This is a genomic window from Bartonella mastomydis (assembly GCF_900185775.1).
Lineage (GTDB): Bacteria > Pseudomonadota > Alphaproteobacteria > Rhizobiales > Rhizobiaceae > Bartonella > Bartonella elizabethae.
On sequence record NZ_LT883138.1, the window covers coordinates 621,073 to 644,306 of the forward strand.

Consider the following 23,234-nt stretch of genomic DNA (forward strand, 5'->3'; position numbering starts at 1 on the left):
GATGGGAATTTAAAAATGTCCGGTACGAAAATCCACCCAACTGCTCTTGTGGAGAAGGGAGCGCAGCTTGGTGAGAATGTACGCGTTGGGCCATTTTGCCATATTAGTTCAGAGGCTGTTATTGGTGATGAATGTAGTTTGACAAGTCATGTTGTAATAATGGGAAAAACAACATTAGGAGCCAAGAGTAAAGTATTTTCTCATGCAGTTTTGGGGGCAGATCCGCAAAATAATAAACATAAAGGGGGAGCTACGACCCTTTCTATTGGTAAGAATTGTACGATTCGTGAAGGCGTAACAATGCATAGAGGCTCCGATTCGAGTGTAGGAATGACAGTTGTTGGTGATAATTGTCAATTTTTTTGTTATGCGCATATCGCTCATGATTGTCATGTGGGCAATCATGTAACATTTGCTAATAATGCGATGATTGCTGGTCATGTTACTGTTGGTGATTATGTGATTATCGGTGGTGGTGCTGCTGTTCACCAATTTGTTCGTGTTGGACATCATGCATTTATCGGTGGTGTATCTGCACTGGTGGGTGATCTGATTCCTTATGGAACAGCTGTTGGTGTGCAGGCAAAACTTGCCGGACTCAATATTATTGGCATGAAGCGTGCAGGGCTTGAGCGTCAAGATATTCACGCACTCCGTCATGCGGTTGCCATGCTTTTTGATCATAGCAAGCCATTTAAAGAGCGTGTTAATGATGTTGCTTCTTTCTATTCTTCTTCTCAGTCGGTTGCTGACGTTGTTAATTTTATTAAAGAAGAAGGAAAGCGTTTTTATTGTACACCAAAATTTGAAGGTGATAGAATAAAAGAACATAAGGATTAAAAATGCCTATGTGGGGTGCCAGAAATTTTCTTTCCGGCCGTACTGCTATTATAGCAGGAAGTGGTGTTCTACCGATTACTGTTGCACAGGCTCTTGAGAAGAATGGAGAAAATCCTTTTCTTGTGCTTTTGCATGGTGAGGCAGATTCTGTTCTTTATCGTTATGAGCACTGCGAGCTATCAATTGTAGAGTTAGCGCGACTCGTTAAAATCTTAAAAGAAGCCGGAGTTTATAATGTTGTTTTGGCAGGTGGTGTGAAAAAGCGACCACTTCTTACACAATTGCGATTGGACTGGACAACATTTTTAGCTCTTCCTAAGTTAATTGGGGCTTTGAGGAGGGGGGACGATGCATTATTAAAAGCTTTTATACGGGTTATTGAAGCACACGGTTTTTCTGTTATCGGTGCTCACGAAATAGTTCCAGATCTTTTAGCTCCTATAGAATTTAATTTAACAGTACGGCGTGCTACACAGAAAGAGAAGAAGGATATTTTTTTAGCAGCACAAGCAGCAAAGCTTTTAGGTCAATTGGATATAGGACAAGCCGTTGTCGTTGTTCAAGGAAGGGTGGTTGCTCTGGAGGGGGCTGAGGGAACTGATAATATGTTGTGGCGTGTTTGTGAAATGCGAGAAAGAGGGCAAATTCCCCCTAAAGGTGGTGTTCTTGTAAAATGTGCAAAGCCACAACAGGATCATCGTGTTGATTTGCCATCAATTGGGCCTGCAACAATAATGAATATTGCAAAGAGTGGTCTATCTGGTATTGCGGTGGAGGCAAATAGAAGTCTCATATTATCGGTGAAAACAACAATAGAAAAAGCTAACAAATATTCTCTATTTATAGAAACTTTTGAAAAGTTTGGTCATGAATGATTGTTTCTTAAAAGTTGCTGTGGTTGCAGGTGAGGAATCTGGTGATTTGCTCGGAGCGGATTTAATTTCTTGTTTATCACAACAAATAGGAGGCAACATTCATTTGATAGGTGTTGGGGGACAGCATTTAAAGGCATTAGGTTTAAAAAGCTTTTTTGATTCTCATGATATTGCTTTAATAGGTTTAAAGGAGGTATTAAAAAAATTACCGTTGCTACTGCTGCATATTCGTAATTTATCCAAATTTATCGCACAAGAGCAACCTGATTGTTTAATTATTATTGATAGTCCTGATTTCACGCATCGTGTTGCAAAAAAGGTACGTACTTTAGCGCCTTCTATTCCGATTATTAAATATATTGCACCAACCGTTTGGGCATGGAGGCCAGAGCGTGCAAAAGCTATGTGCGGATTTGTTGATCATGTTTTAGCGGTTTTTCCTTTTGAAGAAAAGGTTATGCAGGATTTGGGAGGTCCTTCTACCACCTATGTTGGACATCGTCTTTTGACATATCCTCCTCTGTTGAGAGTTCAGTCAGAAAAAAAGCGCCAAGAAGAACAAAGAAATTTGTGTGGTCACCAAACATCATCGCCTACATTGGTTATTTTGCCAGGATCACGCAATTTAGAGATTCGATCTCTAATGCCTATTTTTCGAGAAACAGTAGAGATTCTCGTACAACGTATCCCTCATTTACAGATTATCTTACCCACTTTACCCCATTTGGTGGATAGAATCCGTGATTTTGTGCAGGGCTGGAAAAGCAAAGTAAAAATTGTTGTGGGTGAAGATGAAAAATGGCGTGCTTTTGCGCAAGCAGATGTTGCTCTTGCAGCCCATGGAACAGTTTCTCTTGAACTAGCTTTAGCAAAAATTCCTATGGCTCTTTGCTATAAACTTGATCATTTTTCTAAATTATTTATTTTTCCTAAAATGATGTTATGGAGTGCTGCTCTTCCAAATATTATTGCTGATAAGCCGATTATTCCAGAATATTTGAATGAATTGATCCGTCCTGGCATGTTAGCAAGACAGGTAGAACAACTTTTATCTAATCCTTTATTGCGCCAGGCTCAACTCGATGCTTTTGAGATGGTGGAAAAGAAAATGAAAACAAAAGTCCCATCGGGGATTGTCGGTGCGCAAAAGATTATCAATCTTTTAAGAAGTAGGGGTAAAATTATATAAATAAAGTAATATGTTGATGACTAATGTTTAATTTTAGCAAGAAATTCACGGGCACGTTGGCTTTTAGGGTTGGTAAAAAATTTGTCAGAGGCTGTATCTTCAACAATTTTTCCATTTTCTAGAAAGAGTATTCTTTCTGAGACTTTTTTTGCGAAGCCCATTTCATGGGTAACACAAAGCATTGTAATTCCAGTATCGGCCAATTGAGCGATTACTTCTAAAACTTCTCCCACACTTTCTGGATCAAGAGCAGAAGTGGGTTCATCAAAAAGCATGACTTCAGGTTCCATACAAAGCGCACGAGCAATTGCAACACGCTGTTGTTGTCCACCAGAAAGTTGTAAAGGATATTTTTCACAGTGTTTTTCAATACCGACATGCGTTAAGTAACGAATTGCCCGTTCTTTTGCTTGTTGTTTGGAAAGTCCTTGAACTGTCATAGGGGCTAAAATACAATTTTGTAGAACGCTCATATGGGGAAATAAATTAAAGTTTTGAAAAACCATTCCTATCTTTCGCAGAACATTTTTTTGCTGTTGTACAGGAGCGGTATTGATATCAACGTTATGAATACAGATTGAACCTTTTTGTGCTTGTTCTAATTGGTTAATACAACGAATTAACGTTGATTTTCCTGATCCGGATGGTCCACAAATAACGATATGTTCACCAGCTTGAACATCAAAGTTGATATCGTGTAAGACCTGAAAGTCTCCATACCATTTATTGAGGTTTTGAATGGAGATCACAGGGGTTTGATTTGGAGAGATTGATTGATTATTTTTAAAATTCATCTTGTTTTATTCTTTCATTGATGAATAAATTGATTAGTTCAACATTTTAGTTTGATAAAGTTTTTTATGATCATTTTATTTTACCGTAAATATCGCGTGAGGTGGCGTTCGATAAAAACAATAAAACGATGAATGAGTTCAACAATAAAAAGATAGATAAGTGCGGCCCAAACGTAAACTTGGAAGTCGAATGTACGTGAATAAGTGAGCTTAGCAATTCCCATTAAATCATAAACAGTAACAAGTGAGGCAATAGCACTCGATTTAATCATTAAAATCAACTCATTTCCCAAGGGGCGTAATGCCACGATCATTGCTTGTGGAAGAATAACTCTAAAAAATGTGATAGAATTGCTCAGACCTAAAGCTTTTGATGCTTCACGTTGTCCAGTGGTTACGGATAGAAAACTTCCTTTAAAGATTTCAGATTGATAGGCAGCAGAATTGAGTGTGAAAATAAAAAGGCAACAATACCACGCGTTTTGAAAAAACCACCATAAACCAACCTGTTGCCAAAAATTGTTCATTGAACCAAGTCCATAATAAAAAAGGAAGAGTTGGGCTAACAAAGGAGAGCCGCGGAAAAAATAGACATAAGCATTTGCAAAATATTGTAAAAGCATATTTTTTGATAAACGTGCAAAAGCAATAAGCATACCAAGAAAAAAACCAAGAGAACAAGAAATAGAAACAAGCTCAACAGTAACAATAAAGCCATCAATAAATTTTGGCCCATAACGGCTTAAAAGATCAGGATTAAAAAGGAAATAAAGCCATTCAGGAATCATTGACTTGGTACCTTTTTATAGCCTATTTGAGTGTATGTTTCCAAATGGCGTAAGATTGCGGCAAAAAACGCTGAAAATAATAAATAGAGTAAGCAGGCGACAAGGTAAAATAGCATGGGTTTATTGGTTGCAGCGACAGCTAAATTTGTTTGTCGCATGAGGTCAACAAGCGCGATAGTTGAAACGAGAGATGTATCTTTCAGTAAAGTAAGCCAATTATTGGAAAGTCCTGGCAAGGCGTTTTGGATGAGCTGAGGGAGGACAATACGAAAGAATGTGGTTGATCGTGAAAGGCCTAAAGCTTTTGCCGCTTCATATTGCCCTTTATCAAAAATATTGAATGCTCCAAGCCAAACTTCACAAGAAAAAGCGGCAAGAACCATACTTAGTGCAAGAACACCAGCAACAAAAGCATTGATACTGAACATGACTTCAAGATTAAAATAGTCAAAGACATTTTGGATAAGGCTTTGTAATCCGTAGTACACTAAAAACAAGGTTAAAAGCTCTGGGAGCCCACGAAACACCGTTGAAAAAAGACGTGCAATAGCTTTTGCCATCTTAATATCAGATCGAATCATCACAGCATTTAAAAGTCCTAGAGGAAGTCCAAGAAGGCCACAACATAAAGCCAATGACAGTGTCATTCCTGCGCTAGAAAGTATAACCATTCCCCATCCACCATTGCTAAATGATAGCAATGCTAAATTTTCAATCATTCTTGTGTTCCTCATGAAAGAGTTAGATAATGTTTTTAGAAGTAAACAGCAGGTTTCATTTAAACATCATAGCGATATTTAATAAACATCGCTTGTAAAATATTTTCTCATTATTTTCTCATAAGTTCCATCCAAACGGATTTCTTTTATTGCTTCATTGAACTTATTTTTAAGATCATTATTGTTTTGACGCAGCGCAATTGCAACAGGAAATTTTGTTTCTTCCAGAGTTCCTAAGAGGAGACAGCAATTTTTTCCTTCATTGTTAAGCCAATTTAATGCTTGTAATTTATCAACAATAATCACATCAAGTCGATGATTTAAAAGGTCACGATTCACTTCTATTGTAGAAGGATAGAGTTTAATGTTTACCTCTTCAGAGGTATAATGATCTTCAGCATAAACAGCTTGTGTTGTATTCGATTGTACACCGAGATTTTTGCCTCTCAAACTTTGTATCGAAATATCTTTAATTCCTGAAGCTTTGGTAACAATGACAGCCAGTGCTGTATCGTAGTAAGGGTCTGTAAAGTCAATTTTTTGTAAACGCTCTTGTGTATGGGAAAGAGAAGCAACAATAGCATCATATTTTTTTGCAATAAGTCCGGGAATCATTCCCTCGAAATCTTGCGTAACAATGGTACATTCAACATTCATTTTTTTACAAAGGGCATAAGATATATCAATATCAAACCCTTTAAGCTCATTATTTGAGTCAATATAACTAAACGGAGGATAAGTGCCTTCACTGGCGATTTTTAATGTTTTCGCATCAGCCAATGGGGTAAATAGCGCAGCGCTTATTATAAGAGCTCCTGCTAATAGTTTCATGATATTCTCCTATTGGATAAGCGGGTAAATATGAAATCGTCACGTTTTTATAATCTGTAAGCTTTTCTGGAGCAATGCAAAAATTTATCGATGTTTATTTTAGATTGCGATGCTGGACATTATTATCAAAAAATTATCTTTTTCATTAATTGAGAGAAGAAATAAATATCTCATCGTTATATGATGCTTAATTTCCATTGAAATGATGTGTTTACATCATTTCATAAGTAAAATCTGAGAGATTTTCTTTAAAAACAAGGCTATTCAATTTAAATATAACATTAGATTCAGATAAAATAAAAATACAACTTCATTGTTGTCATTGGATTTCATAAACATTTAACAATCAAGAAACAATTAAAAAATTAATTTTTTTGATAGATATAAATTCTTCTTATGAAAATGCTGAATTTTCACCTATTTTTTCATGCCTAACAAAAAGTTAAAAGACATTTCTTTAAAAGATTCAAATTTAATTGATATCGAATGTAAAATATTTTCTCATTATTTTCTCATAAGTTCCATCCGAACGGATTTCTTTTATTGCTTCATTGAACTTATTTTTAAGATCATTATTATTTTGATGGAGGGCAATTGAAACAGGAAATTTTGTTTCTTCCAAAGTTCCTAGAAGCTTACAGCAATCTTTTCCTTCATTTTCAAGCCAATTTAATGCCTTTACTTTATCAAAGATGATGATATCAAGCCGATGGCTTAAAAGATCACGATGAACTTCTATTGCTGTAGGATAAAATTTGATATTCACACCTTCAGAAGCATAGTGGTCTTCTGCATATGCAGCTTGTGTTGTATTCGATTGTACACCAAGATTTTTACCTCTAAAGGCTTGTGTTGAAATGTCTTTAATTCCCGAATTTTTGGTAACAATGATAGCCAGTACTGTGTTGTAGTAAGGATCTGTAAAATCAACTTTTTGTAAGCGTTCTTTTGTAGGAGAAAGGGAAGAAACAATCGCATCATATTTCTTGGCTAGAAGGCCAGGAATCATACCCTCAAAGTCTTGCGTGACAATGGTACATTCAACATTCATTTTTTTACAAAGGGCATAAGATATATCAATATCAAACCCTTTAAGCTCATTATTTGAGTCAATATAACTAAACGGAGGATAAGAAGCATCACTTGCAATTTTCAGCGTTTGAGAATTGGCTGATAAGGTAAACAGTGTTGCGCTTATTATAAGAGCTTTTGCTAATAACTTCATTATGTTCTCCTATTCAATAAGCTGACAAATATGAAACCATGAGGCATTTTTATAATCTGTAAGCTCTTTAGGAGCAACGTAAAAATTTATCTGTCTTCATTTTGCTATCATTACGCTGGATAATAATCAAAAAAATGATTTATTCGTATCAAGATTAATGATGGAATGAATGATAATAATTTTGTTTAAAATTAATTAATTATCTTTGTAAAAAATTTTAAAGGATGTTGTTAATCATTTACAATAAAGCTCCAGTTTACTGAAGCTTTATTGATTTCTTTCTTTAATTGAAACGTTTATCTATAGGAACATAGTCACGCATAGTATAGCCTGTATAGAGTTGTCGAGGACGACCAATTTTTTGTGCAGGATCTTCAATCATTTCTTTCCACTGTGCCACCCATCCGACACTGCGTGCTAAAGCAAAAAGAACAGTAAACATTTCAGTTGGAAAGCCTAGAGCTTTTAATGTAATACCGGAATAGAAATCAACATTGGGATAAAGCTTTTTCTCAATAAAATATTCATCACTTAAAGCAATTTTTTCTAGTTCTATTGCAATATCAAGAAGCGGATCATCTTGAATATTAAGCTCTTTTAAAACCTCATGACAAGTTTTTTGCATGATTTTTGCACGTGGGTCATAATTTTTATAGACTCGGTGACCAAAGCCCATAAGGCGGAAAGGATCATTTTTATCTTTTGCACGAGCAATAAATTCAGGAATTCTTTTAATAGAACCTATCTCTTGTAGCATTTTTAGGCATGCTTCATTGGCACCACCATGGGCTGGTCCCCAAAGGCATGCAACACCTGCTGCAATACAGGCAAACGGATTAGCCCCTGATGATCCAGCAAGACGGACCGTAGATGTAGAAGCATTTTGTTCATGATCTGCATGAAGGATAAAGATTTGATCCATTGCTCGGGCAAGTACAGGGTTTATTTTATATTCTTCACAAGGAACAGCAAAACACATACGAAGGAAATTTGCAGCATAACTAAGATCATTACGAGGATAAACAAATGCTTGTCCAATACTATATTTATAGGCCATAGCAGCAAGTGTTGGAACTTTTGAGATAAGACGAACAGAAGCAATCATTCTCTGGTGAGGATCTGTAATATCAATAGAGTCGTGATAGAACGCAGACATAGCACCAAGACAGGCAACCATGACAGCCATGGGGTGGGAGTCACGACGAAAGCCATGGAAGAAGCGTGAAAACTGTTCGTGGACCATTGTATGCTGCATGATACATCGATCAAAGTCATTTTTTTCTTGCTGTGTTGGGAGTTCCCCATAAAGAAGAAGATAACAACTTTCGAGGAAGTCACCTTTTTCAGCCAATTGGTCGATAGGGTATCCACGATAAAGCAATATTCCTTTATCGCCATCAATGTAAGTAATTTTTGATTCACAAGAAGCTGTTGAAGTAAAACCAGGGTCATAAGTAAAAATATCAGTTTTTTTGTAGAGAGAAGCGATTTCGATAACCTCGGGTCCACTCGTGCCTTTACGCAGGGGAAGTTCTACTTTTTTATTGTTCACAATAATATGTGCGTTATTCTCAGACATTCGGTATTCCTTTCAGATCCTTCTCTTCTAAAAATTAAGACTCTGCTTCATGAGAGTGCGAGATATATAATAATTGAAGCTTTTCTTACTTGTATTGGGGTTAGATTGCCTCTAAAAATGAGGACATGCAATCTAAAAATATTTCATTATTGATCATTATTACTCAATAAAAACTGTATTTCAATGATATAAGATAAAAAAACCTTTTTAGATTGCGTTGAAGTATCTACATGATATACTCATGTAAGGAGATATACTCAGTACACATTATGAACCTATTGTTGTGATAAGTTGATCATTGATGCGATGAAGAGATTCATCGCGTCCCAATAAAGTCAAAATATCCACAACACCTAGCGATGTGGTACATCCTGTAAGAGCCGCACGAAGGGGTTGGGCGATAGATCCAAATTTAAGATTCTGTGTTTGGATATAAGAGCGAAGAATTTCATCGAGGGCTTTTGTATCCCAAGAGGGACAAGCTTTTAAGGCAAGATAAAGATCGTTTAAAATGGTTTGTCCATTTTTATCTAAAAGCATTTGTGCTTTTTCGTTAAGCTGTAATGGTCTTTGCGTAAAAATGAAGGAGGCATTGTCAATCAGTTCACACAGTGTTTTTGAACGCTCTTTCAAATGTGGGATTGCTTTGAAAAATTGAACACGACGTTGTTCATCAAGACTTTCAATGATTTGTGCTCCCCCATCAGTTTCTGGCAGAATATCAAGAGCGGCATCAAAAAGTTCTTGATCATTGCTCATGCGCATGTAGTGTCCGTTGATGGAATCAAGCTTTTTGAGGTCGAAACGAGCAGCGCCTTTGTTAATATCTTCAATATCAAACCAAGAAATCATATCTTTAAGTGACATGAGTTCGTCATCACCATGGCTCCACCCTAAACGGACAAGGTAATTGCGCAAAGCAGCAGGAAGGTATCCCATTGTTCGATAAGCATCAACACCGAGCGCACCATGCCGCTTTGATAATTTTGCACCGTTTTCACCATGGATAAGGGGAATATGAGCCATAACAGGAATATCCCAACCCATAGCTTTAAAGATGATCGTTTGTCGGGCTGCATTGGTTAGATGATCATCACCTCGTATGATATGTGTGACACCCATATCGTGATCATCAACGACAACAGCGTGCATATAGGTAGGCGAACCATCAGAACGCAAAATAATAAAGTCATCTAAATCTTTATTAGGAAAACGAACATCACCTTGAACACGGTCGTGTACAATCGTTTCTCCATCTTCAGGAGCTTTGATGCGAATAACAGGTTTGACACCTTGAGGCGCTTCAGAAATGTCTCGGTTACGCCAACGTCCATCATAACGTGGTGGGCGTCCTTCTGTACGGGCTTTTTCACGCATTTCAGCTAACTCTTCAGGTGAGGCATAACAATAATATGCTTTGCCATTTTTGACCAACTGTTCGGCGATTTGGCGGTGACGTTCTGCACGTTCGAATTGTGAAATAGGGGAACCATCATAACTAAGCCCCATCCAGTGTAAGCCATCTATAATGGCTTTTACAGCTGCTTCTGTTGAGCGTTCTCGGTCTGTATCTTCAATGCGTAGAAGCATTTTTCCACCGGTATGTTTTGCATAAAGCCAATTAAAAAGAGCAGTACGAGCACCACCAATATGAAGGAATCCTGTAGGAGAGGGGGCAAAACGAGTAATAACAGACACGAATATTTTCCTTTAAATTGAGATATTATTTATGGAACTTTATAGAAGGGTTATGTTAGCATAGGTGACGGGGTGTGCAATAGCCGCATTGCGCGTTAAAGTGGGGGGCGGATGTTTAATCAAAGTAAAGTTAAAGAGGATTTATCCGCAAAATCTGTTATAGAAAGAAAAAACACATGTCAAATAGGGCAGGGTGTTTTTTCTAGGTGTGATGATGCAAAGAATGGCAGTTATAACCAACAAAATCTTTTTTTATTGATTCTCTTAAAAGAAGCAATCATCGTTATTAGAAAATGGTTAGCGGATTGTATCGATAAAGAAGTTTCTTTTGGTATTCTTTTTTCGCTGATTTTAGTCTTTTTTTCCTTAGGAATCATTTTTTATTTTCATTTAGAACAGGAGCTAAGCTGGGAACAATTGGGGGTATTGGTTAGCATCTTTTTGGGAATATTCTATATTGCACGTTTTTATCGAAAAATATGGATTCTCGTGGGATTTTTGTTTTGTATCGTATTGGGGGCTTTAGCGGCAAAAATAGAAACGTGGCGTATTGCAACACCCATGTTAAGCAGTGACATTACCACCACATTGACGGGAAGAATTGTTTCCGTTGAGTCAGTTACCAAAGGGGGATTTCGTTTAGTTTTGGATGTTGTGAGTACAGAAAAGCCCATATTACACCATAGTCTTCATCGTGTTCGTTTATCGGCAAGATATTTGCCATCTGGATTAGTAATTGGTGATGGACTCTATGGGAAGGTTAAGCTTCGTGCATTCTCTGGACCGGTGCGTCCAGGAGGCTACGATTTTAGTTTTCATAATTATTTCAAAGGGATTGGGGCGCAAGGCGTTTATTTAGGAAAACCAAGAAAAATATCCATTTCGCAATCTGATGGAATATTCACTATCGTTTTGCAGAAAATTGAAAATTTACGCATGAAGATGACACAAAGAATCCGTCTAGCCCTTGATGGAGAAAAGGGAAGTGTTGCGGCAGCTCTCATAACAGGACAGCGTGCTGGTATTTCAAATGAGACAAATGAGGCACTGCGTGTGGCTGGATTAGCCCATATTTTATCCATATCAGGTTTACATATGGCTCTGTTGAGCGGACTAGTTCTTTTGACTATCCGTAGCTTTTTAGCATTTTTTCCAGTTTTTTCTTCCTATTATTCCAGTAAAAAATTGGCTGCTATCGTTGCATTTATGATAACAGCTTTTTATTTACTCTTGTCGGGCTTAGCAATATCAGCACAAAGAAGTTTTGTGATGATTGCTGTCATGTTGGTTGCTATATTATGTAATCGCTCAGCTATCACAATGCGTAATTTTTCTATTGCGGGGTTGATAACTCTAGCGATTAGACCCCATGAAATATTAGGTCCTAGCTTTCAAATGTCTTTTTCTGCGACGGCTGCTTTGATTGCTTTTTTTGATTGGTGGAGCAGAAGGTCACTTTTTCGTACAAGAAAAATAATCTCCTCTTATGTTGGAGAAAAAGTGATAAATTTCGCTTTTATATCAATATTTTCAACATGTGCATCTTCGCTTATAGCAGGGAGTGCAAGTGGAATTTATGCTGCTTATCATTTTTCTAATATGGCATCTTTAAGCATTATCAGTAATGCTTTTGCTTTGCCTATCATCTCAATTTTGGTTATCCCTTTCGGATTAATCGCAGTTCTTGCAATGTTAGGAGGATTCGAATGGCTTCCTCTTCAAATTATGGGATTTGGTGTTGATCTTGTGATAAAGATTGCACATGCTATCAAGACTATCTCTCCTGATTTGAATCCTGGTTTTATGCCGTTGTCTGCGTTAGTTTTATTGAGCATAGGCTTGGTTGGACTGACTTTTTGCAGAACACCTATCAGGCTCTTTTTTAATCTTTTTATTGTCGCTGGTATTTCTATTTGTATAATGCATTCACCTGTACAATTGATTATAGCAGATAATATGCGTCTTGTGGGTGTTATCCAGGATAAAAAATTATATATCGATCGTGATTATCATTCTAATTTCACGACATCCATCTGGAAAAAGTCATTTCATTTGAATGAAACAATTAAACCAACAAAGTATGGTCCTTCGTTTCTTGGACAATTTATTTGTGATCATTATATATGCACATCCTTATTAGAGAATGGATTAAAAATTATCATTTTACGTGAAAAAATAGATCACTGTATAGAGGCAGATATCCTCATTCAGACATTTGTAATGCAGAATCCAACATGTCATAAGAAGGCAAAAATAATCTTTACGCCTCAACAAGTATTATCACGAGGAAGCGTTATGGTGACTAAAGGCGGGGATATTATTTGGTCTTCACGAGGGGCTCATAGACCGTGGAATATGCACAGACAGCATTCACAAAAAATCCCATGATTTATCGCATTTTTTTCATATCTGGATACTTGACAAAACAAAAAATAACAGAAGATTTTTCTGATACATTTTTACGTTTTTTAAATTGATCAGTTTATCAACTGCATTGTGAATGAGGAAAATACCAACAAATTTTCTCGAAGAAATAAAAAAGATAATTGTTGATTATCCTATTTTATTCTTATCATATATTTCTATAACGAGTAACATCTCTTCAAGAGAAAGATGACGGTTAAGTTTAGATAGATTGAGTTTAAGAGGCTGCCTTTTATTATCATTGTTATTGGTGGCAAGAGTGGTGATAAATGTTGTTTGCGGATAAAAGGTAAAGTCATTCATGGATGTTCAGCAGTTAAAAAAAAGGGCCGCTGTTAAAGCGCTTGAATTTATTGAAGATGATATGCGGCTTGGTATCGGATCTGGTTCAACTGTTAATGAATTTATTCGTCTTCTTGGTGAGCGTGTTGCGGATGGTCTGCGTGTGACCGGTGTTGCGACTTCACAATATTCTGAACAACTCTGTCATAAGTTTGGGGTGCCTGTTAGCACTTTAGAACAGATCCCTGAATTGGATCTGGATATTGACGGAGCAGATGAAATTGGTCCTGAAATGATGCTCATTAAAGGGGGAGGGGGGGCATTGTTATATGAAAAAATTGTCGCATCGGCATCTCGTGCAATGCTTGTCATTGCTGATGAAACGAAGATGGTCAAAAGACTTGGTGCTTTTGCACTACCGATTGAAGTGAATCCATTTGGTATCCATACAACACGCAAAGCCATCGAAAAAGTCGCGGGTGATTTAGGACTTTCTGGAGAAATTGCATTGCGAATGAATGGAAAAAATCCTTTTAAAACAGATGGTGGTCATTTTATTCTTGATGCATTTTGGGGATGCATTTTGCAGCCCAAATTATTATCGGATGCGCTTCTTTCCATTCCTGGTGTTGTTGAGCATGGTCTTTTTTTGGGGTTGGCTTCACGTGCAATTGTCGCTATGGCGGATGGTCAAATAAAAGTTTTAGAACCATTTGATTTTTAGAAAAGACATTTACATGATGATATGTTAGCACAATAAAAAAAGATTTTGAGTAGAATAACAAATTTTAAATTATAATTAGCGATTGGGGTAATCATTAAATGAGGATAATATTTTCTTTTCAGCGTTTTTTTGTATATTTTGGTACAATTGCCATTTTTTTTGTGAATATTGGAATGGTTTATGCACAAGGTGTGAGTGATCAACATTTAGATTCAGCCCGAAAGGCGATTAGGGCCATTCATGCAACGGATCAATTTGATAGTTTTTTACCAAATGCAGTCCATGATTTCAAAAATGAACTGATCAGTGATGATCCAAATTTGGCAACAGCTATTTCTGATATCGTTGATAAGCAGGCGCTTGCTTTAATTAAAAGGCGCTCTGATCTGGAAAAAGAGATTGCTCATGTGTATGCAAAATATTTTACGCAAAAAGAGCTTGATGCAATCACAGCATTTTATAATTCTGATACCGGTAGAAAGTTTTTGACAGAAGTTCCTAATATTGCACGTGATTCCTATTCTGCATTTGATGTATGGCGTTCTGCTCTTATGCAGGATCTTGTAGAAAATGTGAAAAAAGAAATGTCTGAAACACTTAATTTGAATAATTCTACGATGCCTATAAAATCAGAAGCTCCAGAGAATAAAAAATAACTTGATTGATATCATGACAGCAATCAGCAATTTCTGATTTTTTTAAAGCGGCGGTTTTTCCGCCGTTTTTAATATTTTATTAAGAGTCTGCCCTTTTAGACTATTGCTTTATAGAAAAATATTCTTTTAAAAGAAAAAAGACTTTCATTTAATAATAAATGACTTTAGCCTATCGTTGCAAATATATGAGAAGGAATAGTTTGTGGGCTCTTTTGATTTTGATTTATTTGTTATTGGAAGTGGTTCTGGTGGGGTGCGTGCAGCACGACTTGCTGGAGGTCTTGGTAAACGTGTCGCTATAGCGGAAGAATATCGTATAGGGGGAACCTGTGTTATTCGTGGTTGCGTTCCCAAAAAGCTTTATGTTTATGCTTCACAATATGCCAAAGAATTTAAGAAAAGCGTGGGTTTTGGGTGGGAATATAGGGATCCAATTTTTAGCTGGAAAAAGTTGGTTGAAGCTAAAAATAAAGAAATATCAAGATTAGAGGGGCTGTATCGTCAGGGGTTAGAAAATAACAATGTACATATTTATGAAAGTCGTGCTACTTTCATCGATGATCACACATTAGAGCTTTCTGCTACGGGTGAGCGGGTAACTGCGGAAAAAATTTTGATTGCAACGGGGGCAAAAGTTACACCAAATACCACCATAGAAGGCGTTGACTTTTGTTTAACTTCTAATGAGATTTTTGATCTTGATGAACTTCCGAAATCAATAGTCATTGTTGGTGGAGGGTATATCGGCGTTGAATTTGCTAATATTTTTCATGAGTTAGGTGTAAAAACAACACTCCTTCATCGAGGTGATTTAATTCTTCGTGATTTTGATCACGATTTGCGACAATTGCTCAATGATGCAATGATTGAAAAAGGAATTTCTATTCTCTATGGAGTAACAATTTCTAAAGTGCAGGCGGCAGAAAATTGTTATAATGTTCTTTTATCAAATGGGCAAATGATCAACACTGATCAAGTTATGTTAGCCACAGGGCGTATGCCCAATACAGTGGGTTTAGGACTTGAAAGAGCAGGTATAGAAGTTAATGCGTTTGGTGGTGTTATTGTTGATGATACAATGACCACAAATATCCCTCATATTTGGGCTGTAGGGGATGTAACGGGTCATATTCAATTAACACCTGTTGCGATCCATGATGCAATGTGTTTCGTTAAGACAGCATTTGAAAATATTCCCACAAAACCTAATTATGATTTAATTACAACAGCCGTTTTTTCACAGCCTGAGATTGGAACGGTAGGTCTTTCAGAAGAAGAGGCTATACAGCGTTATAAGCGTCTTGAAATTTATCGTACAGTTTTTCGTCCTATGCGTAATATTCTCTCCGGTAGCTTAGAGAAAATGTTTATGAAGCTCATTGTTGATGGTGAAAGCCGTATTGTTGTAGGCGCTCATATTTTAGGAGAAAACGCTGGTGAGATGGCACAACTTATTGGAATATCTCTCAAGGGTAAGCTAACGAAAGATATTTTTGATGAAACGATGGCGGTGCATCCAACGATGGCAGAAGAATTAGTAACGATGTATAAACCAAGTTATATATATGAAAATGGGAAGAAAATAGAAAATTAAACAACACCCCATAGTATGGTAAAAAGTTTTTTATATGCTAAGCTGGAAGCTTAATTTTTTAGAGAGAGTGTAATGATAAAAGAATGGGCGCCTGACTCTTGGAGAAAAAGGCCAATTAAGCAAGTTCCGACTTATCCGGATAAGTCTATGTTAGAAGATGTCGAACGAAAGCTGAGAAGTTATCCACCTTTGGTTTTTGCCGGTGAAGCACGTGATTTAAAAAATGAATTAGCAGCTGTTGCAAAAGGCAGAGCTTTTTTATTGCAAGGTGGTGATTGTGCTGAAAGCTTTGCAGAACATGAAGCTGATAATATTCGTGACTTTTTTCGTGTATTTTTGCAAATGGCGATTGTTTTAACCTTTGGGAGTTCTAAACCCGTTGTTAAAATTGGTCGTATTGCGGGGCAATTTGCAAAGCCCCGCTCTTCTGATATTGAAAGCAGAGAAGACATTGAATTGCCTGTTTATCGGGGGGATATTATTAATGGTATTGAATTTGGAGCCGATTCTCGTATACCAGATCCGCAACGGATGTCTATGGCTTATCGCCAATCAGCGGCAACACTTAATCTGTTGCGTGCTTTTTCACAAGGGGGGTATGCTAATTTAGAAAATGTTCACACATGGATGTTGAGTTTTGTTTCTAACAGTCCACAGGGGGAGCGTTATGAATTATTGGCAGAGCGTATTTCTGAAGCAATTGATTTTATGCGTTCCATAGGGATTACATCTAAAACGCATTCTTCATTGCGAGAGACATCTTTTTATACCAGTCATGAAGCGCTTTTGCTTGGTTATGAAGAAGCTTTGACTCGGATTGATTCAACTTCAGGACATTGGTATGCAACATCTGGCCATATGTTATGGATTGGTGACCGCACACGTCAGATTGACCATGCTCACGTTGAATATTGTCGCGGCATTAAAAATCCTATAGGATTAAAGTGTGGTCCTTCCATGGAGCCTGATGAGCTTTTAAAATTAATTGATATTTTAAATCCTGAAAACGAACTGGGGCGGCTTACTCTTATTACGCGCTTTGGTTATGATAAGGTTGAAAGTTATCTACCTAAACTCATTCGTGCTGTTGAACGCGAGAAGCGTGAGGTTATATGGTCATGTGATCCAATGCATGGCAATACAATTACTGCCAATGGTTATAAGACGCGTCCCTTTGATTATGTTTTAAAAGAAGTAGAGAATTTTTTTGCAGTGCATCGTGGAGAGGGAACCTATCCAGGAGGCATTCATATTGAGATGACAGGTCGTGATGTAACGGAATGTACGGGCGGGGCGCATGCTATTTCTGTAGATGATTTATCTGATCGTTATCATACCCAATGTGATCCACGATTAAATGCAGATCAAGCGTTAGAGTTAGCTTTTCTTGTTGCTGAACTTCTTAAAAAAAATCGTGCGACTGATCCGTTAGCACTTGTTGCTGGAAGGTAAACAAAAACTTGTCTGACATTTTTTATTTTAGACTATTATGGACGAAAAGAAGTTTTAAAAAGTAATATTTCTGATGGTGAAGAATAAAGTTGTGGTTGCCAAACTGATGAAGTGATACAAAGACTTATGAAAGATAACTTTCGGGTAGCAGTTGCCCAATTAAATCCTATTGTCGGTGATATTGGGGGAAATTTTTCTCTAGCCGTTATGGCACATCAAAAGGCTAAAGAAGAGGGGGCTGATCTTGTTCTATTTACAGAGCTTTTTATAAGCGCTTATCCGCCGGAAGATCTTGTTTTAAAGCCTTCTTTTACAAAAACATGTGAAGAGGCTGTTGAGAAATTAGCAAAAATAACGCTAGGCGGGCCTGGAATTGTCATTGGTCTTCCTTTAAGGCGTAATGGCAATATTTATAACGGTGTCATGCTTCTTGATGAAGGACGAGTCATTGCCGAGAGCTTTAAGTTTGATTTACCTAATTACGCTGAGTTTGATGAAAAGCGTCTATTTTCTTCCGGATCACGACCTGAGCCTATTATTTATCATGGGATAAAATTGGGAATAGTCATTTGTGAAGATATTTGGAATGATTTCTCTCTTAGTACAGAGCTTAAAGATAAAGGCGCTGAAATTATTCTGGTCCTTAACGGATCTCCTTACTATCGTAATAAAACCTTAAAACGTATAGAAATTATTCATACGCAAGCTCTACAATCTGGAGTGCCGATTATTTATGCTAACCAAGTTGGTGGTCAAGATGAGCTGGTTTTTGATGGAGGATCTTTTGCTTTGAATGGACAAGGTCAAAAGGTGTTTCAAATGAAACACTTTGACAGCCATCTTGCTTTGAGTCATTGGCAACGAACAACGACAGGGTGGCACTGTGTTTCAGGTCCGAAAGAAAGTCTTTTCAATGGATTAGCGGCTGATTATCAAGCTTGTGTTTTAGGTTTGAAAGATTACGTTAATAAAAACGGTTTTAAGGATGTTATTCTTGGTCTTTCAGGAGGAATTGATTCAGCCCTGTGTACGGCAATGGCGGTGGATGCTCTTGGTGCTGAGAGGGTTCGTACCCTTATGATGCCCTATCATTATACTTCGCAAGAATCATTAAACGATGCCAAAGAATGTGTCGATCTTTTGGGATGTCACTATGAAATCATACCGATTGAGCAAGCTGTTGAGGCTTTTTTGAATATAGTATCGCCTCTTTTTTTAGGTTTACCCTCTGATGTAACAGAAGAAAATCTTCAAAGTCGTATACGCGGTACACTTTTAATGGCTCTTTCAAATAAATTTGGTTCAATGGTGGTGACAACAGGCAATAAGTCGGAAATGGCTGTAGGATACGCAACATTATATGGTGATATGAATGGAGGATTTAATCCTCTTAAAGATATTTATAAAATGCAAGTTTATGCATTAGCGGAGTGGCGCAATAAAAATCACTTGCATCATTTAAAGGGACCAGAAGGAATTGTCATACCACCCAATATTATAGAAAAAGCTCCTTCTGCAGAGCTGCGGGAAAATCAAAAAGATGAAGATTCTCTTCCCCCTTATCCTATTCTAGATGATATCTTGCAATCTCTTGTAGAAAATGACATGAGTATTTATGATATTGTTCAACGAGGGTATTTGCGGGAAACTGTTGAGAAAATTGAACAGCTTCTTTATGGTGCTGAATATAAAAGGCGACAATCTGCACCCGGTGTAAAAATTAGTTACAAGAATTTCGGACGCGATCGTCGTTATCCCATTGTCAATCATTTTCGCGATAAAAATTGAGTATTCTTTTATGGTTAAAGTTCGTTTTGCTCCCTCTCCAACAGGTTATATTCATATTGGCAATATCCGTATTGCGCTTTTTAATTGGCTTTATGCACGGGCGCATAAGGGAGAATTTATTTTGCGCTATGATGATACAGATATTGAGCGTTCTAAACAGGAATATATCGATGCTATTGCTGTTGATCTTGAATGGCTTGGTATTCAACCAGATGCAATTTATTACCAATCTAAACGATTTGATCGATATGATGAAGTGGCAGAAATCCTCAAACAACGTGGTTTACTTTATCCCTGTTATGAAACAGCGGAAGAATTAGAACGGCGTCGTAAAATAAAGCTTTCACGCAAACTGCCTCCCATTTATGATCGTGCAGCATTAAAGCTGACAGCAGAAGAGAAAAAAAACTTTGAATCACAAGGTCGTAAACCCCATTGGCGTTTTCTTCTCCCTAATTTTGAAAATAATCCTTTGCAAACAAAGCGAACAGAGGTTTGTTGGAATGATGCCGTAAAGGGAAAGCAAACGATTGATTTGGCTTCTCTTTCAGATCCTGTTCTTATTCGTGAAGATGGAACCTATCTTTATACATTACCGTCTGTTGTGGATGACGTCGATATGGCCATTACACATATTATTCGTGGCGATGATCATATTACAAATACAGGTGCTCAGATTGCTCTTTTTAAAGCTCTAGGTGCAGAATTACCAGTTTTTGGTCATATCAATTTATTGGCGACAATTTTAGGAAAAGGACTTTCAAAACGTAACAATGATCTTTCTATTCGCTCTCTACGGGAAGAAGGATTTGAATCGATAGCTGTTCAGTGTCTTGCTGTTTTAATTGGAACATCACAAAATGTGTATCCCTATCCCCATCAAGCAGCGCTTTTAGAACATTTCAATTTACAAGATACATCAAAGTCGGTTGCAAAATTTGATATTGCAGATCTTTGTACTTTGAATAGTCATCTTGTTCATGAATTAACTTATGAGGACGTTAAAATGCGCCTTCAAAATCTTTCTATTAAAGGAGAAAAGGCGGAATATTTCTGGAATGCGATAAGAAGCAATATTGATAAAGTCAATGATGCAGTCTTGTGGTGGAAAATCATTCATGATGAACAGAGTTTTGATACCGTGGCACGAGAGGACCGTGAATTCGTCCAGCAGTCACTCAATTTCTTACCTGAAGGTGTATTGAAGGATGAAAGTTGGCAAATTTGGACGACAGCATTAAAAGAAAAAACGGGGCGGAAAGGAAAGTCTTTATTTATGCCATTACGTCAAGCACTTACGGGCATGAATCATGGACCTGAAATGGGAAAGTTTTTACAGCTTTTAGGGCGCGAAAAGGTCATAGAAAGACTCTCTAAATAATAAGAGAAACTTTTTAAAAGCATTTTTTATTTATTGTACGCTTAGAGAGAATGAAGTAGAGGGCTACCTACGCGTTTTTATAAGCATGAATGCCGGAATATCATCACCGAATCCAAGAGGCGCGTAATTCTTATTTTTTCGTGAGTGTTGTTGCTCGGATGGATTTTCTTTACGCTTCACATTTTTGATATAATCTATTTTATTCTCTTTTACAGTTTTTTCAGGAGGGGTAAGAGAGTCTTTGACAGCAGTTTTCTTTGATGATTGTGAAGATTTTTTCTTTATAACAATATTTTCTGTTTGATCATCGGTTATTAAAGTCGAAAGATCTCCATTGAGCCATTCAATCTTTTCGTTGCTTATTTCTTCAATGGCGTTGATATATTTTTGGTCATCTTTTGTTACGATTGTAAAAGCTTTTCCACGACGATTTGCACGCCCTGTACGACCAATTCGATGAATATAGTCTTCAGCATGTGTAGGAACATCATAATTAAACACATGACTTACCGCTGGGATATCAAGTCCACGGGCCGCAACATCAGAAGCAACCAGAAGCGTAAGTTTATTACTTTTAAAGTCGGCTAAGGTATTCATGCGTGAATATTGGTCCATATCTCCATGAAGTGCCCCTACATTAAAGTTATGTTTGATGAGCGATCTAAAAAGTTCAGAGATGTCTCTCTTTCGATTACAGAAAATAATAGCATTTTGAAGCTTAGAACCTTCATTTTGGATAAGCTCTCGTAAAACCGCTCTTTTATCCCATGACTTATTTCCAGATTTGACAAGCCGTTGTGTAATTGTGGTCGCTGTTGAAGATGCTTTTGTCACTTCAACAGAAACAGGAGAATGCAAAAATTGTTTTGTTAACTTTGTAATTTCTGGCGCCATTGTAGCGGAAAAGAACAAAGTTTGACGCGTGAAAGGGGTTAGTTTACAGATGCGTTCAATATCAGGAATAAAGCCCATATCCAACATGCGATCAGCTTCATCAATAACAAGGATCTCAACGCCCATCAGGAGTAATTTACCACGCTCGAAATGATCAAGAAGACGCCCTGGTGTTGCAATAAGAACATCCGCTCCTCGTTCAAGTTTACGATCTTGGTGTTCAAAAGAAACACCACCAATCAAAAGAGCAACATTTAAACGGTGATTTATTCCGTATTTATCAAAATTTTCTTCAACTTGAGCTGCGATTTCCCGTGTTGGCTCTAAGATAAGCGTACGGGGCATTCGTGCTCTTGCACGACCTTTTTCAAGGAGAGTGAGCATAGGCAATACGAAAGAGGCGGTTTTACCCGTTCCTGTTTGAGCGATTCCTAGAACATCTTTTCTTTGAAGGACATGAGGAATTGTTTCACTTTGAATAGGTGTTGGAACTGTATATCCAGCTGATTTTACTGCATTAATAACCTTTGCGGAAAGACCTAAATCATCAAAACTATTCAAAGATGGTATCATTTTTTTATCAATTGCTCTGTGCTTTTAACTTCGCTATCTCAATAATAAGTACAACCAATACTCTCTACTCTTAAAGAGTATTAAGATGCTTTCAAAAAAAGCCAACTATAACAATCATATACACATCAAACGCATAATACAATCATTAATAGCGAAATTGTTCTGATAAAATGCGTTCATCCCATGAATGACTTGAGTCAAAAAGGATTGAAGCGGTTACTTCCGTTGCCATTGAAATAGTCACCGAATGGACAGATTTAACCTCAACATTATCTGCAGCAGCATTGACAGGGCGTTTGTCAGGTTCAAGCATATCAAAACGAACTGTTACTGTATTGGGGAGTAATGCGCCATGCCAACGTCTTGGGCGAAAAGGACTAACAGGGGTGAGAGCCATAAGGGGGGCCATAAGGGGGAGAATAGGTCCTTGTGCTGATAAATTATAGGCAGTTGATCCTGCGGGTGTCGCGACGAGGATACCATCACAACTTAACTGTTCCATGCGTATGTTGTTATCAATGGTAATGCGAATTTTTGCTGCTTGATAAGATTGCCGAAAGAGGGATACTTCATTAATTGCAAGTGCCTCAATAGATTCTTGATATTCAGCTTTTGCAATCATGCGTAAGGGATGAATTTCTTTTTTATGGGCGACAGCAATACGATTGGGCAATTTTTTTTCATGAAATTCATTCATAAGAAATCCTACAGAACCTTGATTCATACCGTAAATAGGTTTTCCAGTGTTCATAACATCTCGTACGGTTTGTAACATTGTTCCATCACCACCGATTGCAACAACAATATCAGTTTCTTCCAGAGAAGAATGACCGTAGAGGGAAATTAATTTCTGGGTAGCTTTGAGAGCTTCTTCAGTTTCTGCGGAAATAAAATGAAAGCGACTTGGTAATGTAGTCATTTAAGAATT

At 37.3% G+C, this 23,234-nt stretch carries 19 protein-coding genes; 10 read left to right on the forward strand and 9 right to left on the reverse strand.

Annotated elements, in window-relative coordinates; genetic code table 11:
• Positions 1-15: 15 nt before the first annotated feature.
• From lpxA to lpxB, 3 genes are read left to right on the forward strand one after another with little or no spacing between them, the layout of a single operon-like run.
• On the forward strand, positions 16-840 hold the full coding sequence (gene lpxA / locus FJG96_RS05875; protein ID WP_139413160.1) for an acyl-ACP--UDP-N-acetylglucosamine O-acyltransferase: 825 nt from the start codon (positions 16-18) through the stop codon (positions 838-840).
• Positions 841-842: 2 nt separating this feature from the next.
• Positions 843-1,715, forward strand: a complete 873-nt coding sequence (locus tag FJG96_RS05880) for an LpxI family protein (protein ID WP_139413161.1) — start codon at positions 843-845, stop codon at positions 1,713-1,715.
• A complete protein-coding gene (gene lpxB, locus FJG96_RS05885; RefSeq protein ID WP_139413162.1) occupies positions 1,708-2,904 on the forward strand; it encodes a lipid-A-disaccharide synthase in 1,197 nt (398 codons plus the stop codon). The genes FJG96_RS05880 and lpxB overlap by 8 nt, the downstream gene beginning before the upstream one ends.
• Positions 2,905-2,924: 20 nt before the next feature.
• Here the strand turns inward: lpxB and FJG96_RS05890 are convergent, their stop codons facing one another.
• From FJG96_RS05890 to gltX (FJG96_RS05920), 7 genes are all read right to left on the reverse strand, one after another.
• Entirely contained in the window at positions 2,925-3,698 is a 774-nt protein-coding gene (locus tag FJG96_RS05890; RefSeq protein ID WP_139413163.1) for an amino acid ABC transporter ATP-binding protein, read from the reverse strand.
• An 80-nt stretch (positions 3,699-3,778) separates the two neighbouring features.
• The gene (locus FJG96_RS05895; RefSeq protein ID WP_139413164.1) at positions 3,779-4,486 is read right to left on the reverse strand and encodes an ABC transporter permease; all 708 of its coding nucleotides are present in this window, start codon (positions 4,484-4,486) and stop codon (positions 3,779-3,781) included.
• Positions 4,483-5,205 carry an ABC transporter permease gene (locus FJG96_RS05900; RefSeq protein ID WP_139413165.1) on the reverse strand — a complete coding sequence of 241 codons (723 nt, stop codon included), beginning with the start codon at positions 5,203-5,205 and terminating at the stop codon, positions 4,483-4,485. The genes FJG96_RS05895 and FJG96_RS05900 overlap by 4 nt, the downstream gene beginning before the upstream one ends.
• 78 nt (positions 5,206-5,283) lie before the next feature.
• Complete coding sequence (locus FJG96_RS05905) at positions 5,284-6,036, reverse strand: transporter substrate-binding domain-containing protein (protein WP_139413166.1); 753 nt, start codon at positions 6,034-6,036, stop codon at positions 5,284-5,286.
• A gap of 472 nt (positions 6,037-6,508) precedes the next feature.
• Positions 6,509-7,261: a transporter substrate-binding domain-containing protein gene (locus tag FJG96_RS05910; protein WP_139413167.1), complete on the reverse strand. Its 753-nt coding sequence runs from the start codon at positions 7,259-7,261 to the stop codon at positions 6,509-6,511.
• Positions 7,262-7,544: 283 nt separating this feature from the next.
• On the reverse strand, positions 7,545-8,840 hold the full coding sequence (gene gltA / locus FJG96_RS05915; RefSeq protein WP_139413168.1) for a citrate synthase: 1,296 nt from the start codon (positions 8,838-8,840) through the stop codon (positions 7,545-7,547).
• Positions 8,841-9,107: 267 nt separating this feature from the next.
• Entirely contained in the window at positions 9,108-10,538 is a 1,431-nt protein-coding gene (gene gltX, locus FJG96_RS05920; protein ID WP_139413169.1) for a glutamate--tRNA ligase, read from the reverse strand.
• Positions 10,539-10,649: 111 nt separating this feature from the next.
• On the opposite strand from gltX (FJG96_RS05920), the gene FJG96_RS05925 reads away from it, so the two are divergent.
• From FJG96_RS05925 to gltX (FJG96_RS05955), 7 genes are all read left to right on the forward strand, one after another.
• Entirely contained in the window at positions 10,650-12,926 is a 2,277-nt protein-coding gene (locus tag FJG96_RS05925; protein WP_139413170.1) for a ComEC/Rec2 family competence protein, read from the forward strand.
• Positions 12,927-13,263: 337 nt separating this feature from the next.
• Entirely contained in the window at positions 13,264-13,968 is a 705-nt protein-coding gene (rpiA, locus tag FJG96_RS05930) for a ribose-5-phosphate isomerase RpiA (RefSeq protein ID WP_139413171.1), read from the forward strand.
• Positions 13,969-14,066: 98 nt separating this feature from the next.
• A complete protein-coding gene (locus FJG96_RS05935) occupies positions 14,067-14,624 on the forward strand; it encodes a DUF2059 domain-containing protein (protein ID WP_139413172.1) in 558 nt (185 codons plus the stop codon).
• Between the two features lie 202 nt (positions 14,625-14,826).
• Entirely contained in the window at positions 14,827-16,218 is a 1,392-nt protein-coding gene (gene gor / locus FJG96_RS05940; protein WP_139413173.1) for a glutathione-disulfide reductase, read from the forward strand.
• A gap of 72 nt (positions 16,219-16,290) precedes the next feature.
• A complete protein-coding gene (locus tag FJG96_RS05945) occupies positions 16,291-17,670 on the forward strand; it encodes a class II 3-deoxy-7-phosphoheptulonate synthase (RefSeq protein WP_139413174.1) in 1,380 nt (459 codons plus the stop codon).
• A 126-nt stretch (positions 17,671-17,796) separates the two neighbouring features.
• Entirely contained in the window at positions 17,797-19,458 is a 1,662-nt protein-coding gene (locus FJG96_RS05950) for an NAD+ synthase (protein ID WP_139413175.1), read from the forward strand.
• A 10-nt stretch (positions 19,459-19,468) separates the two neighbouring features.
• Positions 19,469-20,839 carry a glutamate--tRNA ligase gene (gene gltX / locus FJG96_RS05955; protein WP_139413176.1) on the forward strand — a complete coding sequence of 457 codons (1,371 nt, stop codon included), beginning with the start codon at positions 19,469-19,471 and terminating at the stop codon, positions 20,837-20,839.
• Positions 20,840-20,902: 63 nt separating this feature from the next.
• Here the strand turns inward: gltX (FJG96_RS05955) and FJG96_RS05960 are convergent, their stop codons facing one another.
• Both FJG96_RS05960 and FJG96_RS05965 read right to left on the reverse strand, forming a co-directional pair.
• The gene (locus tag FJG96_RS05960; protein WP_139413177.1) at positions 20,903-22,306 is read right to left on the reverse strand and encodes a DEAD/DEAH box helicase; all 1,404 of its coding nucleotides are present in this window, start codon (positions 22,304-22,306) and stop codon (positions 20,903-20,905) included.
• Positions 22,307-22,451: 145 nt separating this feature from the next.
• On the reverse strand, positions 22,452-23,225 hold the full coding sequence (locus FJG96_RS05965) for an NAD kinase (protein ID WP_139413178.1): 774 nt from the start codon (positions 23,223-23,225) through the stop codon (positions 22,452-22,454).
• Positions 23,226-23,234: the final 9 nt, after the last annotated feature.